The 16,830-nt window shown below is 71.2% G+C and carries 11 protein-coding genes; 4 read left to right on the top strand and 7 right to left on the bottom strand.

The window, feature by feature from the left end; genetic code table 11:
* Positions 1-152 precede the first annotated feature (152 nt).
* Genes A5697_RS03025 through A5697_RS03015 form a run of 3 tightly spaced genes read left to right on the top strand, consistent with a single transcriptional unit; the run spans position 153 to position 7,885 of the window.
* The gene (locus A5697_RS03025; protein WP_082953217.1) at positions 153-4,586 is read left to right on the top strand and encodes a cation-translocating P-type ATPase; all 4,434 of its coding nucleotides are present in this window, start codon (positions 153-155) and stop codon (positions 4,584-4,586) included.
* A gap of 9 nt (positions 4,587-4,595) precedes the next feature.
* The gene (locus tag A5697_RS03020) at positions 4,596-5,210 is read left to right on the top strand and encodes a DUF5994 family protein (RefSeq protein WP_067943044.1); all 615 of its coding nucleotides are present in this window, start codon (positions 4,596-4,598) and stop codon (positions 5,208-5,210) included.
* A 17-nt stretch (positions 5,211-5,227) separates the two neighbouring features.
* A complete protein-coding gene (locus A5697_RS03015; RefSeq protein WP_068007903.1) occupies positions 5,228-7,885 on the top strand; it encodes a cation-translocating P-type ATPase in 2,658 nt (885 codons plus the stop codon).
* Here the strand turns inward: A5697_RS03015 and A5697_RS03010 are convergent.
* Together A5697_RS03010 and A5697_RS03005 are read right to left on the bottom strand one after the other, a co-directional pair.
* Positions 7,854-9,392 carry an FMN-binding glutamate synthase family protein gene (locus A5697_RS03010; protein WP_068007902.1) on the bottom strand — a complete coding sequence of 513 codons (1,539 nt, stop codon included), beginning with the start codon at positions 9,390-9,392 and terminating at the stop codon, positions 7,854-7,856. The genes A5697_RS03015 and A5697_RS03010 overlap by 32 nt on opposite strands.
* Positions 9,389-9,793 carry a CBS domain-containing protein gene (locus A5697_RS03005; RefSeq protein ID WP_067943051.1) on the bottom strand — a complete coding sequence of 135 codons (405 nt, stop codon included), beginning with the start codon at positions 9,791-9,793 and terminating at the stop codon, positions 9,389-9,391. Before A5697_RS03005 ends, A5697_RS03010 begins: the two co-directional genes overlap by 4 nt.
* Before the next feature lie 131 nt (positions 9,794-9,924).
* On the opposite strand from A5697_RS03005, the gene A5697_RS03000 reads away from it, so the two are divergent.
* On the top strand, positions 9,925-12,270 hold the full coding sequence (locus tag A5697_RS03000; RefSeq protein WP_369806047.1) for a heavy metal translocating P-type ATPase: 2,346 nt from the start codon (positions 9,925-9,927) through the stop codon (positions 12,268-12,270).
* Here A5697_RS03000 and A5697_RS02995 read toward each other — a convergent pair.
* The 5 genes from A5697_RS02995 to A5697_RS02975 all read right to left on the bottom strand — a co-directional run.
* Positions 12,259-13,386 (bottom strand): PPE family protein, encoded by a 1,128-nt coding sequence (locus tag A5697_RS02995; protein WP_067943063.1) that lies wholly within the window; start codon positions 13,384-13,386, stop codon positions 12,259-12,261. The genes A5697_RS03000 and A5697_RS02995 overlap by 12 nt on opposite strands.
* 124 nt (positions 13,387-13,510) lie before the next feature.
* Complete coding sequence (locus A5697_RS02990) at positions 13,511-14,650, bottom strand: PPE family protein (protein WP_067943055.1); 1,140 nt, start codon at positions 14,648-14,650, stop codon at positions 13,511-13,513.
* Positions 14,651-14,851: 201 nt separating this feature from the next.
* A complete protein-coding gene (locus A5697_RS02985) occupies positions 14,852-15,658 on the bottom strand; it encodes an MBL fold metallo-hydrolase (protein ID WP_068007898.1) in 807 nt (268 codons plus the stop codon).
* Positions 15,659-15,709: 51 nt separating this feature from the next.
* Positions 15,710-16,081, bottom strand: a complete 372-nt coding sequence (locus tag A5697_RS02980; RefSeq protein ID WP_068007896.1) for a hypothetical protein — start codon at positions 16,079-16,081, stop codon at positions 15,710-15,712.
* 66 nt (positions 16,082-16,147) lie between these two features.
* Positions 16,148-16,830 (bottom strand): HNH endonuclease signature motif containing protein (locus tag A5697_RS02975; RefSeq protein ID WP_156673116.1); only part of this gene is annotated, 683 nt, incomplete at its 5' end.

Genomic DNA, 16,830 nt, shown 5'->3' with positions numbered 1-16,830 from the left:
GACGAAAGCCACCCGAAAAGGGCCTCAACGACTCCTCCCCCGCGCGCCACCGCGGGTTAATCTGCCCCTACTACCATGCCGAGAACACTCGGACGATCCAGCTGAGCCGGGAGAGCACGGTGAGCACACGACGCGGGCTGCCCGGCCTGGGCATGCTGTTGGCGCCGTTGCGTGTCGCCGCGGTGGGTACCGAGATCGCCGCCGGCACCGCGCTGTTGGGCGGCAACGTCGCGATGAGCATGGGGAGGTCCCTGGTGCGCGCCACGCCGGACGTTCCGGCGCTGACCCGCGCGGCGGCGAGTGCGGTGCTGGAGGCGGCGGGCGGCCCGCCCGCGCGGCGCACCAGCAGCAACGGCGCGCGGCACTGGATCGAGGTGCGTGGGCTCGAGAACGAACATGCCGCGGCGATCGCGGCCAATGTGTTGGCGGCCGTCCGCGCGACACCCGGCGTGCGGCAGGCCTATCTCAACCGCACCCTCGCGCGGGTGGTGGTCACGGTCACCGACGGCGGACCCTCGGCCTCGGCGCTGAGCCGCACCGTCGCCGGCGCCGAAGGACGGCGCGCCGGCAGGCACCTGCCGGCCAGCCTGCCGGGCGACGACGCGCTACTGATGGGCCGGATGGTCGCGGCCACGGCCGCCTCTGTGGGCCTTGGCCTTTCACTTACCGGCAGTCTGCTGCGGCTGCCCCGACTGCCCGACTTGGTGGCCGTGCCGCCGACGGTCGCCGACCACCTGCCGCGGCTGCGCAGGGAATTGGAGCGACGCCTCGGGCCCGATGGCACTGATGTGTTGTTCGGCATCGTCAACGCCACCACCGCCGCCTTGACGCTGTCGCCGACGGCGGCGGCCGCCGAGGCCGCCACGCGCACCATGCTGGCGGCCGAGGCGTGGAACGGCAGGCTGGCGTGGTCTCGGCACGAGCCCGGGTTGGCCGGCCACCCGGTGCCCGACGACGCGAGCGCGGCGCCGACCGCCAACCCGGCCCCGCCCGACGGGCCCGCGGAACGCTACGCCAACCGCATCGGCCTGGCGGGCCTCGGCGCCGCCGCGGCGGTCGGTCTGCTCACCCGCAACCCGGATGCGGCCGGCGCCGCCGCGCTGGCCGCCGTCCCCAAGCCGTTGCGCACCGTGCGGGAAGCGTTCGGTTGCACGATGAACCGCGGTCTCTCCACCCTTCACGACACGCTGGTGCTGCGCCCGCGCGTGTTGCGGACACTCGACCGGATCGACGCGATCATGGTCGACCCGCGCGCGCTGTACACCGACGAATTGACGGTCAGTCGCGTACTCGGAGTGGACAATTCGGCCCGCGCCCACGCCTGGGAGGCGGTTCGGGCCGCGCTCGAGCGCGACGGCCTCAAGCCTGGATGGCACCCGCTGGCCGACATACCCGGGGCAGGCAGCGTCGGCGAGGCGCTCATCAGCCCCGTCCGCGATCCGTTCGCCGCCGCGGTGCTGACCGAGGCGCGGCGGTCGCAGCCGCGCGTCTATTCCCTCGACGACGACGGATTGCGTTCCCTGGCACAGGGATTCGACCAGCTGTATCCGGCGGACGGGTCGATCGACCACGCGGTGGCGGCGGCCGTCGCGGAGCTGAAGGCCGCCGGAAACACCGTGGCGCTGTTGACCACCTCGGACATGGGGGCCGCGCACCGGTCCGACGTGACGATCGGCCTGCTGCGGCCCGGACACTCCCCGCCCTGGGCCGCCGACGTGATCGCGAAAGACCTCACCGGCGCGTGGCGGTTGTTGCACGCGCTGCCCGCCGCGCGCGCCGCCACCGACAACGCCGTCCGGTTGTCGGCGTCGGCTTCGGCGCTCGGCGCGCTGATGCTGATTCCCGGTGTGCCCGGGCGCAGTTCGGCATCGGTCAACGTCGGCATGGCCGCCAGCCTGTGGTTCGGGTACCGGGCGGCCGTGAAGACGCTGCGTGATCCGCTACCGGAGCCCGAAACCAGCCACGACTGGCACGCGTTGCCGGTTGCCGACGTGCAGCGGCTGCTGCCCCGCCCCACCGAGGAGGAGCGCGAGGAGACGGCCGCCTGGTGGCAGCAGGTGCCACCGGTCCGCGCGCTGCACGACGCGGGCGTGGCTTCGTGGGCACTCGTCCGCGATTTCGCCGACGAGATGCGCGGCGACCTGGCGGACCCCATCACCCCGCTGCTGGCCACCGGCGCGGCGGCCAGCGCGCTGCTCGGCTCACCGCTGGACGCGGTGCTGGTGGGCAGCGTGCTGTTGGTCAACGCCGCCTTGTCGGCCGAGCAGCAGCTACACGCCGAGAACACCCTGAATCGCCTACTCGCCGTGCAGGATCCGCCGGCGAGGCGGCGCGTGGGCCCGCTGGATGCGCACCGCCGCGAGAAGATTCCGACCAAGCGGCTGCGGCTGGGCGACATCATCGAAGTTCATGCCGACGAGGTGGTGCCCGCGGACGCCCGGCTGCTGCACGCCTCGAACGTGGAGGTCGACGAGTCGACGCTGACCGGCGAATCGCTGCCGGTGGCCAAACAGACCGATCCCACGCCGGGCGCCCCGCTGGCCGAACGGACCTGCATGCTCTACGCGGGCACCACGGTGGTCGCGGGCACGGCGGTGGCCGTGGTGACCGCGGTGGGGTCGCGGTCGGAGATGCGCCGGGCGCTGGCGATGGCCCCGCGGAAGATGCAGGAGATCGGGCTGCAGCGCCAGCTGCGGCACATCACCCGTCGGGCCCTGCCGTTCAGCGTGGCCGGCGGGACCCTGGTGGGGCTGCTGAGCGTGGCGCGGGGCACCGGGTTGCGCGAGGCGGTGTCCAGCGCGGTCACGCTGATCGTCGCCGCCATCCCCGAAGGCCTGCCGCTGGTGGCGACGCTGGCCCAGCTGGCCGCCGCGCGCCGGCTCACCGGCGAATCGGTGCTGATCCGCAACCCGCACTCGGTGGAGGCGCTGGCGCGGCTGAACGTGGTGTGCTTCGACAAGACCGGGACGCTGAGCGAGAACCGGCTGAAGGTCAAGGCGGTGCACCCGATGGCGGGCTACAGCCCGGGCGCGGTGCTCGATGCCGCGCTGAGCACCAGCTATGCCCGGCACACCCACCGCGTCGATCACGCCACCGACGACGCGATCCACCGCGGAGCCGACGATCCCGCCCTGCGCGGCGACGGCTCCGCACCGCAACGACTGACCCGGGACGCGTTCCTGCCGTTCCAGTCCGGCCGCCCGTTCGCCGCCGCGCTCGTCGGCACCCGGCTGACCATCAAGGGCTCACCCGAGGTGCTCGCGACGGCGCTGCTGCACGACGACCACCCCTTGACGCAACAGGTCGACGAGATGGCGGCCCGCGGACTACGGGTGCTGGCGGTTGCCGAGCGGCAGCTCAGCGAAAGCGAAGCCGCCGCCGCGGCGAAGGATCCCGACCGCCTCGAGGCCCTGTGCGGCACCGGGCTCACCCCGATCGGCCTGCTGGGCCTCGCCGACACCCCGCGGGCCGCCGCCCCCGCGTTGCTGAAGGAACTCGGCGAGCGTGGCATCGGCATCCGGTTGATCACCGGTGATCATCCGGCGACCGCGGCCGTGATCGCACAGGAGCTGGGCATCGACGTCACCGCCGACCAGGTCATCACCGGCGGCGACTGGGAGGCGCTGTCCGCCGACGAGCGGGCCGCCGCGGCGGCGTCGCGGGTGGTCTTCGCGCGCATGACGCCGGAAAACAAGATCGACGTGGTGCAGACCCTCGAGCGGGCCGGGGTGGTGACGGCGATGGTCGGCGACGGTGTCAACGACGCCGCCGCGATCCGGGCGGCCAGCGTGGGCATCGGCGTGGCCGCGCGGGGCAGCGACGCGGCCCGCACCGCGGCCGACGTGGTGCTGCTCGACGAACGGATCGAGGCCCTGCTCGACGCGCTCGACGAGGGCGAGCAGCTGTGGCGGCGCGTGCAGTCGGCGGTGTCGATGCTGTTGGGCGGCAACCTCGGCGAGGTGTGCTTCGCCCTGATCACCACCGTCCTGACCGGGCGTTCGGTGCTCAACGCCCGCCAGATGCTGTTGGTCAACATGCTGACCGATGCGCTGCCCGCCGCCGCCCTGGCCGTCAGCCCCCAGACGGGGACCGCCGACGTCGACCGCGACGAGGCGGCGATGTGGCGGGCGATCGGAATCCGCGGGGCCGCGACCACCATCGGCGCCACGGCCGGCTGGGCGATGGCCAGCGTGACCGGCCCGCCGCGCCGCGCGGCGACGGTCGCGCTGGTCGCGTTGGTCGGTGCGCAACTCACCCAGACGCTCGTCGATTCGCGCGCCCCGCTGGTGGTGTTGACGTCGGTCGGCTCGCTGGGCGCGCTCGCGGTGGTGGTCAGCACGCCGGGGCTCAGCCAGCTGTTCGGCTGCACACCGCTGGACCCGTTGGCCTGGGGTCAGGGCCTGCTCGCGGCGGCGGCGGCCAGTTCCCTGTCCGCGGCCGCACCCGATCTGCTGCTGCGCGCGTCGCAGGGCGTGCAGCGGCGGTGGCTCGGCGGCGAGCCCGCGACCGAACCCGAAAGGGCACAAAGTCCCACCACTGCGGTGCCGGAGACCCTGCCGGGTGCCGACCGCGCCGACCACGATTGAGGCGTGCACATGCAAAATCGCTTACAGCTCAAGCCCTATCGGTCCGTATCGGAGCACATCGACGGTGCCTGGTGGCCGCGAACGACGAACCTGGTCGACGAGCTGCCGGAGCTGCTGACCGCGGTGTCCGAGCGCCTGGGCCCGGTCGTGATGGTGGGCTACCGCCGCAACGGCTGGAAGGAGACCCCCGCGCTGGTGCAGATCGGCGGCCACACGGTCGAACTGCTGGCCTTCACCAGCGACGAGCCGTCCAGCATCATCCTGATCGGGGAGAACGGCCACCACCTCACACTGCACGTCATCCGCCCGGATGCCGGCGACGAGGTGGCCCGTGAAGCGCTGGAGCAGGCGCGGGTGCCCGCCGACGACGGCGTGCCGTCGCGCAGCCGGTCGACCGTGGCGCGATCCGTGGCCGACGTCGCCGAGAAGCTGGCCCGCCACGAGGGGCTTGGCGACGAGCAACGGACCGCGCAGATCAGGCGCTGGTCCGAAGAGGCCGCCGAGCAGTTCGTCGACGCGCCCGTCCAGACCTTCGTGCCGATCCTCGTCGAACACATCGTTCGCAACCGCATGATGGAGTCCCGCAGAGAAGCCCCGTCGGTGCTGCCGGCGAGCCACCCCTGAGCGGTTGAGCGCGTTCGGTGGACGCCGCGCTGATCGACCCTGACCCCGCGCTCCTCGACGCCCCCGCCGTCGTCGAAAAGCTGCGCACCGACGCCGAATTCGGGCTGACCGCCGCGGAGGCCGCCCGCCGGCTCGCCGCCGTTGGTGCGAACGACATCGCGAGCGTTCCGCCGCCCCCGGCCTACCGAAGGCTGCTGGCGCAGTTTCGCAGCCCCCTGATCTACCTGCTGCTCGCCGCGCTGGTCGCCTCCCTCGCGGTGTGGGTCGTCGAGGGGGGCGACGGCTGGCCCGTCGACGCCGTGGTGATCGCCGTGATCGTCGTCCTGAACGCGATCCTCGGCTACGCGCAGGAGACGCGCGCGGAGCGCGCGGTCCTCGCGTTGGCGCGGATGGCCGCGTCGTCGGCGACCGTCCTCCGCGACGGCGCGCGCAGCACCGTTCCCGCGAGCGAGGTGGTGCCCGGCGACGTGCTGCTGCTCGCCGAGGGTGACGCCGTGGCGGCCGACGCCCGGCTGCTCTCGGCCACGGGGCTGGAGGTGTCGGAGGCCGCGCTGACGGGCCTGAGCGAACCGGTGCTCAAGGATGCCCGGACGCTGGCCGGGCCGTCGGCGCTCGGGGACAGAGCGGACATGGTGTTCAAGGGCACCGCGGTCAGCACCGGTGCCGGGCGAGCGGTGGTGACCGCCACGGGGATGGCGACCCAGACCGGACAGATCGCCGGCCTGGTGCGCATCGCCGACCATGAGCCCACCCCGTTGCAGCGTGAGGTAGCCCGGGCCAGCCGGCTGCTGGGGATCGCGGTGCTGGTGATCGCCGTCGTCGTGGTCGCGACCATCCTCCTGGTTTTCGGCATTCACAGCGCCCACGACGTGGTGACGGCGGCGCTGCTGGGTGTATCGCTGGCCGTGGCGGCCGTACCGGAAGGCCTGCCCGCCATCATGTCGGTCGTCCTCGCGCTGGGAATGCGGCGGATGGCCGGCCAGAACGCCGTCGTCAAGGAGCTGTCGTCCGCCGAGACCCTGGGGTCGGCGTCGGTGGTGTGCTCGGGCAAGACCGGCACGCTCACAGCCGGGGAACTGACGATCGTGCGGGTTGTCACCCCCGTTGGCGAAGTGAGGGTCACCGGGGCCGGATATCGGCCCGAGGGCCGCCTCGAACGTGGCGGGGCGGCGCTGGACGAGGGCGACGACCTGTGGCGCCAGGCGGCGCTGGTGCTCGACGGGGGCGCCGCGGCCGCCAGCGCCACCCTCGAAGCGGACGACGGTCGGTGGACGGTCCGGGGTGATCCCGTCGAGGGGGCCTTCCTGGTGGCCCGCGGGAAGCTCGGCGACGGGCCGCGCCCGACCCCGGCCGGCGCGACGACCGGCGACCCCGACGAGGTGCTCGGCCGTTGCACGCACCTGCGGGCCGGTGACCGGCTGGCTCCGCTCGACGACTCGGCACGAGCCACAATCCGCAGCGATGCCGAGCGGCTCAGGCTCGACGCCCTGCACGCCGTGGCGGTCGCCCACCGGTCGAACGGGGACCTGGTGTACCTGGGCATGGTGGGGATCACCGATCCGCCGCGACCGGAGGCGGCGGCGGCGATCGCTGAAGCCCGCCGCGCCGGGGTCAGGGTCGTGATGATCACCGGCGACCATCCCCAGGCCGCGGCGCGCATCGCCCGCCAGCTGGGTATCGAAGGCGGCGAGTCGGCGGTGTCCGGCGCTCAACTCGCCGCCCTGAACGACCAGGAGCTGCGGGACACGGTGCGCCTGCACTCGCAGTTCACCCAGGTCAGTCCGGCGGACAAGCAGCGCATTATCGACGCGTTGCAAGCCGAGCATGAGATCGTCGCGGTGACCGGGGAGGGGATCAACGACGCGCCCGCGCTGAAATCGGCCGACATCGGCATCGCCATGGGCCGCAGCGGCACCGAGGTCGCGAGGGAAGCGGCGAACATGATCCTCGCCGACGACAACTTCGCGACCATCGTCCAGGCCATTCGGGAGGGCCGGGGCATCTTCTCGAACATCAAGAAGACGCTGCGCTACCTGCTGTCATCCAACATGGGGGAAATCTTCACCGTCTTCTTCGGCGTGGTGCTGGCCGGCGCGATCGGACTGACGCAGGGGCATACCGTCGCACTCCCGCTGTTGGCCACGCAGATTCTCTGGATCAACCTGCTGACCGACGGCGCACCGGCCCTGGCGCTGGGTGTGGATCCGCACACCGAAGACGTGATGAGCCGGCCGCCACGCGCGGCGTCGGATCGGGTCATCGACGCCCGGATGTGGAACAACATCATCGTGATCGGCGCGGCCGTCGCGGCCGCCACCCTCGTCACGATTCACCTGTACGCGCCCGGCGGACCCCTGCCGTCGTCCCTGGACACCGCGCGCACCGCGGGCTTCACGGTCTTGGTGATCGCCCAGCTGATCAACACCATCAACGCCCGTTCGGAAACCCGGACCGCGTTCCGCCGGTTTTTCGCCAACGGGTGGTTGTGGGCGGCGATCGGGTTATCGGCGCTGCTGCAGGTGGCGGTTGTTCAGCTGCCGGTCCTCAACACGGCCTTCACCACCACGCCGCTGTCGGTGAGCCAGTGGCTGGTGTGCGTGGCCATGGCCAGCACGGTCCTGTGGGTGAGCGAGATCCGCAAGTTCATCCTGCGCCGCCGGACAGCACGGCCGTGATCGCTTCGACGTCCGCCGGGCTCGGCAATCCCCAGCCGGGCTGGTAGCCCAACAGTTCGTTGACCTGCACCGTCTTCATGTCGACGTCGAGCAGCTCGATGGCGTCCAGCGGCACCAGCGCCGGATGGACGTAGCCGCAGGTGCGGGCAAGCTGCAGCAATTCGAAGCGCAGGGTGGCGAGATAGTTGGCGCAGCGCACCGACTTCAGCAACGGGTCGAGGCCGTGCTGCAGCCACGTTGATTGGGTGGCGACGCCCGAGGGGCAACGGCCGGTGTGGCAGCGCTGGGCCTGGATGCAGCCGATCGAGAACATGGCGGTTCGGCCGACGTTTATCAAGTCGCAGCCGGTGCCCAGCGCCAGCAGCGCGTTCTCCGGGATGCCCAGCTTGCCCGACCCGATGAACACCACGTCGTGGTGCAGCCCGTGCTCGGCGAAGGCCCGGTAGACCCGGGGCTGCGCCCATTTGAACGGCAGGGCGACGTGGTCGCTGAAGACCAGCGGGGCGGCGCCGGTCCCGCCCTCGCCGCCGTCGACGGTCACGAAGTCGACGCCCGTCCCGGTGCGGGCCATGCGCGCGGCCAGGTCACACCAGAACCGTTCCTCCCCGACCGCCGACTTGATGCCGACCGGCAGGCCCGTCTCGGCGGCGATGGTCTCCACCAGCTCCAACAGCCCATCGACGTCACGGAACGCGGAATGGCCGGCGGGGCTCCTGCAGTCCACCCCGACCGGAACGCCGCGGATGGCGGCGATCTCCGGGGTGACCTTGGCTCCCGGCAGCACGCCGCCCAGGCCGGGCTTGGCGCCCTGGCTGAGCTTGATCTCGATGGCGCGGATGGAGGGCGTGGCCGCCACCCGGTCGATCAGCCGCGGCAGGCTGAAGCGGCCGTCGTCGTCGCGGCAACCGAAGTAGCCGGTGCCGATCTGCCAGACCAGGTCGCCGCCATTGAGGTGATAGGGCGACACCCCGCCCTCGCCGGTGGTGTGCAGGGCGCCGGCGAGGGCCGCGCCCTTGTTCAGGGCGGTGATGGCCGCGCCGCCGAGCGCGCCGAAGCTCATCCCCGAGATGTTGACCACCGACGACGGGCGGAAGGCCTTGGCGCGGCCCCGCGCGCCGCCGAGCACCTTGGCCGCCGGCAACGGCACCGTCGGGTCGGGATGCTCGGGTTCGCCCACCGGCGCCGCGACGGGAAACGCCGCGTGCTTGATGATCGGATAGTTGTGCACCCGCTCCAGGTCGTTGTCGGTGCCGAAGCCGAAGTACCGGTTGGCCAGCTTCGACGACGTGTACACCCAGCGACGCTGGTCGCGGCTGAACGGCCGCTCCGCGTCGTTGTCGGTGACGATGTACTGGCGCAGTTCCGGGCCGACCGCTTCCAGCAGGAAACGCAGGTGCCCGATGATCGGATAGTTGCGCAGGATGGTGTGGCGGTGCTGCAGCAGGTCCCACCCCGTCAGCCCGGCCAGGCCGCCGCCGACCAGCGCGGCCACCACCCGGGATTTCAAGAATCGAAATCCGTGTAGACGCCCAGCAGGTCGCGGGCCGAGACGATGCCGGCCAGCGCGCCGTCGCGCTCCACGAGCACGTGGCGGATGTAGCGGTCCATCATCCGGGCGGCGACCTGGTCGACCGAGGCTTCGGCGTCACACCACACCAGTTTCGTGCTGGCCACGTCGGAGGCCGCGGCGGTGGCGAGGTTCCGGCCGGCGGCCACCGCCCGCACGATGTCGCGCTCGCTCACCAGCGCGACCGGCCGTTCCTCGTCGCCGATCACGATGGCTCCCACGTCGCAGGTCACCATGGCCCTGGCGGCGTCGGCGATCGTGGCGTCGGCGGGGACGCGGGCCACGGGGTCACCGGTGATGGTGGAGATCGGGATAGACCCCGGCGTAGATATTTCAGTCACGCCTCTAATGCTCGCCAGACGGCGGCCGGCCTTCTAGTGACCTGAGTCCTCAATCCGCGTCCATCCGGCCCTAGCCCGCGTCGGACTGCGCGACCAAGCTGGCACGCATGGACGCTGCACGCGACGGGTGGATGCGCCGCGCGCGCTGGGTCGAGCCGGTGCTTGCCGCGGTGACCTTGGTTGCGTTGGCGGCCGGGGGCATCGCCTGGCTGGCGGGGGCGCCGCGGGTCGCCGACGGCTGCTGGATCGCGGGCACGGTGCTGGCGGTGGTCCCCGCGGTGGCGTGGGTGCTGGCCGCGTTGCGCCGGGGCCGGCTCGGGGTTGATCTCATCGCGGTGCTGTCGCTGGTCGGCACGCTGCTGGTCGGCGAGTACCTGGCCGGGGCGTTGATCGCGGTGATGCTGGCCGGCGGGCGGGCGTTGGACGCGGCGGCCGAGCGCCGCGCATCCCACGACTTGCGGGCGCTGCTGGAACGCGCGCCGCGGTTCGCCCGCCGCCGCGTCGGGTCGGTGGTCGACGTCATCGCGCTGCAGGACGTGGCGGTCGGCGATCTGCTGGTGGTCGGCCCCGGCGAGGTGGTGCCCGTCGACGGGCGCATCTGCGGTGCGGTCGCGGTGCTCGACGAATCGGTGCTGACCGGCGAACCGCTGCAGGTCGAGCGCGGCGTGGGCGAACCGGTGCGCAGCGGGGTTGTCAACGCGGGCAGCGCCTTTGAGATGAACGCCACCGCCACCGCCGCCGACAGCACGTATGCCCAGATCGTCCGCTTGGCCGGGGAGGCCGGGGCGGAGAACGCGCCGGTGGTGCGGCTGGCCGACCGGTACGCGGCGTGGTTCCTGCCATTGACGCTGTTGGTGTCCGGCGCGGCCTGGCTCGCCAGCGGGTCACCGGTGCGGGCGGTGGCGGTGCTGGTAGTGGCGACGCCGTGCCCGCTGTTGCTCGCGGCACCGGTTGCCATCGTGTCCGGGCTGTCGCGGGCGTCGCGGCGCGGCGTGGTGATCCGCAACGGCGGCGCTCTGGAAAACCTCGGCCACGCAACGACTTTGGTGATGGACAAGACCGGCACCCTGACCATGGGGCGTCCCGCCGTCATCGACGTCGCGGCCGCGCCCGGGCGCGATGCGCTCGAGATCCTGCGGGTGGCCGCCTCGGTGGATCAGATGTCCCCGCACGTGCTGGCCGAGGCGATCGTCACCGCGGCGCGCGCCCGCGGGCTGCCACTGTCGTTGCCCTCCGAGGTGGTCGAGGAGCCGGGCCGCGGCGTCACCGCCACCCTGGACGGCCGGCGGGTCCACGTCGGCAAACTCCCGCACGACACCGCGAACGCGGCATGGGCCCGCGCGGTGGTCAATCGCGCGCTACTGGACGGCGCCGCGATCGCCTGGGTCTGCGTCGACGGGCGGCCGACGGGCGCGGTGTTGCTGCGCGACCCACTGCGTCGTCATGCACCACGAACACTGCGCCGGCTACGCGAAGCCGGGCTGAACCGATTGGTCATGCTGACCGGAGACCGAACCGAACCCGCCCGCGAGGTCGCCGCCGTGCTGGGTTTGGACGAGGTGTACGCGGAACAAACCCCGGCCGACAAGGTGGCCGCCGTGCGCGCCGAAAAGGACCGCGCGGTCACCGTGATGGTCGGCGACGGGGTCAACGACGCGCCCGCGTTGGCCGCGGCCACGGTCGGCGTGGCAATGGGCGCGCGCGGTGCCACCGCCTCCTCGGAGGCCGCCGGCATCGTGTTGACCACCGATCGGCTGGAGCGGCTCGCCGACGCGATGGACATCGCCCGCTGGTCGCGGCGCATCGCCGTGCAGAGCGCGGTCGTCGGCATGGTCCTGTCGCTGGTCGCGATGGCCGTCGCCGCCATCGGCTGGCTCCCGCCGGCCGTCGGCGCGCTGGTGCAGGAGGGCATCGACGTCGCCGTGATCCTCAACGCGCTGCGGGCCCTGTGCGGCAACCCGGACATCGAGGTCGACCTCCCCGCGTCGACCGAGCAGCTGTTGCGGCGCTTCGACGCCGAACACGACGAGCTGCGCGACGCCGTGGATCTGTTGCGCGACGCCGCCGACCAGTTGGCCGCCGCGCCAGACGGGTCGGCGCTGGAGGCGATCAGCCGCGCCCACGCCGTGCTCACCGAGCGGATCATCCCGCACGAGCAAGCCGAGGAGACGCAGCTCTATCCCGCGCTGGCCCATCCGCTGGGCACCAGCGAGGCGACCGCCCCCATGAGCCGCACCCACGCGGAGATCCAGCGACTCTCCGACCGGATCGGCGCCCACGTGGCCTTGGCCCAGAGCAGCGGGGCCATCGGTCCCGACCAGCTCGACGACCTGCTCGCCTGCCTATACGGGTTGCACGCCCTGCTGCGCCTGCATTTCCTGCAGGAGGAGGAAAGCTATTTCACCCTGGCCGAGGACGAACCCGGCCCCCGGCAGGCGGATGGCCGGAACACCTTGGCGCACAAGCTATCCCGCTGACGGCGGTCGCTTCATGACGGTGCCGGGAAGCTCCGCGCCGATTTCGATGTCCTCGTAGTCTCGCCCGTCGCCCCCACGGCCACCCTTGCCGCCCAGCGGCGGCCGCATCGGCGCCACCGGAAGCGCGGGGGGCGGCGCTTCCCCCGGCGCCAGCGCGGACACCGCCGAGGCGAGCTGCACCGGCGGCTGCGCGCCGGGCAGCATCCCCACCGTCGCGGGCGGCATGCTCAACTTGCCGACCAACACGGAAACGCCCAGCGCGCCCCGAGGCGCCAGCGCCCCGGAACCAAGGGCGTTCACCAGGCTTGCATCCGCCGACGCCAGGGCTGCCCCACCCTCCGCCAGGCCCTGTCCGATGTCGGCGCTGACACCTGAAAGCGCCTGCGCCGCATTGAGCTGCGCCAGGTAACTGAGCAGGTTGACGGGGAACCCGCCGGCGATGAACTGCCAGCCCCAGATGCTGGTGTACCCGAACCAACCCTTATTGGGGTCGAAGGGGGTGACGCCGAGCGCGTCGATGATCGACCCGGTATTCGTCGAAGCCAGCGTGTTGGCGGCGGGCACCAGCGAGGCCTGGGTGGAGACGCCCGAGGGGTTGGCGACGTTCGGCGGCGACGAGAGCGGAGCGAGCTTGACGGCGTTCAGCGAGGTCGCGCCGTAGCGATACATCGCCGCCGAGTTGTTGACCCACATGGCGTTGTACTCGGCTTCCGTCTCGGCGATGGCCGGAGCGTTGATGCCGAAGAAGTTGGTGGCCAGCAACATCGCCAACCGTGCCCGGTTGGCCGCGACGACGGACGGATGCACCACCGTCCAGTGCGTCAATTCGAATGCGGCCGTGACGGTTTCGACCGACGCGGCGATTTCCTGGCATTGTGCCGCGGTGGTCCGCAACCAGGCCAGGTAGGGCTCGAACGCCTGGGCCATCGCCACCGACGACGGACCCTGCCAGGTACCCGCCAGCGACGCCAGCTCCGCGGTATAACTGCTTGCGGCCGCCTCCAGTTCGGCGCTGAGCTCCTGCCATGCGCCGGCCGCTTCGATCATCGACCAGGCGCCGGGTCCGGAGTGGATCAGCGCCGAAGTGATCTCGGGCGGCAGCAGCCCGAAATCAATCATGTCTCGTCCAACGCAATAGAGCGCGCGGCACCACTTTGCTTGCGCAACAATGGTTTTGGGCCGCGATTAACCTATCCGGCGGCGAGGTTCGTCTTCCGGAGTGGTGAGGCGTCATCGGCCCTCATCCCCCGCTGGGCGGTCGGTGAATCACCTTCTTCGGAAGTTCCGCCCCGTATTCAAGGTCCTCGAACTTCTGTTGCTTGCGCTTGCGCCAGCCGCTGCCCGCCGAGTTGGTGGCCGGCGCCATCATGGGCATCAGCGGCATGCCGGTGAGCCCGGCGTCGGCCGGCAGTGGCGACACCGACGACGCGAGTTGCACCGGCGTCTGCGTCGCCGGCAGTAGCCCCACCACCGCGGGCGGCGCGGTCAGCTTGCCCAGCGAAACCCCGACCCCCATCGCCCCCGCGGCCGCTCCCCCGGGCGCGGCCTGCAACGCGCTGGCCAGCCTGGTCACCGACGACGCCAGCGCGCCCTCGCCCTCGGAAAGCCCCAAACCGATATCGCTGCCCACGCCCTGCAGCGCCTGCGCCGAGGTGTTCTGCGCCAGGTAGCTGAGCAGGTTGATCGGGAACCCGGACGAGATGAACTGGTTGCCCCAGGTGCTCCAGTAGCTGAACCAACCGGCGTTGGGGTCGAACGGGGTGACGCCGAGCGAGTCGATGATGTTGCCCGTGCTGGAGGCCGAGCTGAGCAAGGAAGCATTGGACACCGCGGCGTTTTGGTTGACCGTGCCCGTCGGATTCGAGATGGCGAGCGGCGAATTGAATTGCGACAACGACGTCGTCGCTTGTGACGACGCCGCCTGATAGCGCGCCATCGCCGCGGAATTGTTCGCCCACATGGTCTGGTATTCGTCCTGCGTCGCGGCGATAGCCGCGGTGTTCTGCCCGAACCCGTTGGTGGCCAGCAACTGCGCCAACCGCGTCCGGTTGGCGGCGACGACGGAGGGGTGGACCACAGCCGAGCGGACGGCGGTGAACGCGACCGCGGCGGACTCCGCCGAGGTGGCCATTTGCTGGGCCTGCTGCGCTGTGGTGCGCAGCCAGATCAGATACGGCTGTACGGCCTGCAGCATCGCCATCGAGGACGGGCCGTCCCACGAATCGATCAACGACGACAACGCGGACGCATACACCGCGACCGAGTTTTCCAACTCGACGCCCAGGTTCTGCCACGCGCCAGCGGCCTCGATCAGCGAACCCGCCCCGGGACCGGAATGGATCAGCGTCGAGGTGACCTCGGGTGGCGCGAATAAGTCCATCACATCTCACCTTGTCTACGCCGGATACGCAGCCGGAAACTTTCGATTACCAAGTTGCAAAGAGCCCGGAAACAATACGCATTCACCCCCCAAGGTGCCGCAAGCATCCTTTCCGTCGAGTTCCGGACGGTGAGAACGATATACCGGCGACCTTAGGGTAGCCAAAGTCTTTAACGGGGTTCGGCGCCGCTAACGGGTGCCCTAGACGGTGACCGACCCGCCGCGGGGCACCTCGATGATTCGGTCGGCCATGTCGCGGCGCTGCATCTCCCTCGTGAAGTCGGCCAGCGGCGAAGCGAAGACGCCATAGTCGTCGAAGTGCACCGGAATGACCTTCGGCAGGGCGAGCATCGCCACCAATCCCGCGCCCTGGCGGCCGTCCATGGTTACGGTCAGCCCGAACGGAAGCCGCGGGCCGGCCGGAAGCCGGGTCCCGCCGAGGTGCAGCACGCCGACGTCGATGGAATCGAACCGCGCCGGGATCTCTTTCAGGTCCTCGACGAGCAGGGTGTCGCCGGAGATGTAGACCCTGCGCCGCAGTGGTCCCTCGTCGGCGGCGAAGTCCAGCATGGTGCCCATCACCGGCGGCAGCAGCCGCTGGGTCCACCCCGGGCCGTGCCGGCCCGGCAGCGACGTCATGGTGACCGTGGTGCCGCCCTTGGTGATCTTGTGCTGTTCCCACGTGGAGAGCCCACTCGCGTTCGCGAAGCCACGGTGTTGCAGCCGTTTGGCGGCGTGCGGGGTGGTGATGACGGGGAGGTCGTGGTCGAGGCCCTTCTGCGACACGCGGTCCCAGTGGTCGCCGTGCATGTGGGAGAGCACGACCGCGTCGACCGGCGGTAGTTCGTCGATGCGCAACGCCGGTTCCCTGAGTCGCTTGGATACCAGCCCGTGACCGAGGTAGGCGTGTTGCCCCTGGTGCAGGAAGTTCGGATCGGTCAGCAGCGTCAGCCCGCCCGCCGCGATCAAGGTAGTCGCGTTGCCCACGAACGTCACGGTGATGTCCATAGCCGCGGGCTACCCGATCGCGGGCTGCTCACGCGGCCGGGACGGTGTCGGCTACAGGCCGGGCAGGCAGATGGGTGCTCCGTAGCAAGGCGGCGGACCCAGCGGCCGGCGGGGCGCGTCGCCCTCCCAGACGAACTGGCCAACGTTGCCCATCCCGCCGACGGGAACCCAGTACCAGTGGTGGCAGACGCCCATATCCCATCGGACATCGGGCATCGGCAACGGTTGCCCCGGGCACCAATCGTGCGGGACGGTGAAGTTGTCCAGCGGCAGTGGGCCGATGACTTGCGGCGCGATACCGCGCTCCGCCTGGGCCGTGCCCGCGGCCAGGCCCAGACCGGCCAACCCCAGACCGGCCACCGCCACGCCGCCGGACAGCAGCGCCCCGGTAATGACCTTCCTGACCTTGTGAATATGCCTCATTGCCTCGCGCCTTTCCTCGACTACGCGAGCAGCAGACACCGACCGGTTCGCTACCGATCCCGCAAATCAGAAGGGCGGCGGGTCGTCGTCGCCAATAGCGTCGCGCGGCTGGTGCTGCGCGGTGTCGCTTGCTCGGCGTGCCAGGCGAGCGGTGCGGTTGTTGCGGCGTTCGGTGGCGATGCGGTGGGTGCGGTCCTGGGTGCGGGTGCGTCGCCGGGTGGGCATCATGGCCGTGCGGTCGGTGCAGTAGTCCTGGGGTGGGTCGGCTTCGGCGGCCGCGATCGCCCCGGTGGCCCGGCACAGGCTGGGAAACAGCAGGGCGCTGCCCGGGGTGGTGACGTAGGTGCGCCCGGCCGGGGAGGTCAGGATCAGCGTGGCGTCGGGCAATTGCTTCTCCTGCCACCCCCAGAAGGTTTTCACCAAATGGTGTGTCCGGCAATAACATTTGAGATTCGAGGCGTGCGTGGGCCCGCCAGCGCTGTAGGGGATGGTGTGATCGATGTCGCAGGCCACCGCCGGGCAATCGCAACCCGGCCAGCGGCACGTGAGATCGCGGCAGCGCACGAAATCGGCCAACGCCTGCGACGGCACATAACCCGGCTCGGGTGGCGCATCGCCGGGATGGATCAACGGCACCAGCTTGGCCGAGGCGGCCAACTCGGCGACCAGCTCGGGCGGGATCAGTCCTTCGGCGCCCAGCTGGAAGCCCGGCGCCGCGCCGGTGCCGTCGAGGGCGGCTTGTTCGGCGA

The organism is Mycobacterium sp. E3251, from assembly GCF_001666835.1.
In the GTDB taxonomy this organism is placed as follows: domain Bacteria; phylum Actinomycetota; class Actinomycetes; order Mycobacteriales; family Mycobacteriaceae; genus Mycobacterium.
Note: the sequence above shows the minus strand (reverse complement) of the source record. Positions and strands in the feature narration are given on the sequence as shown.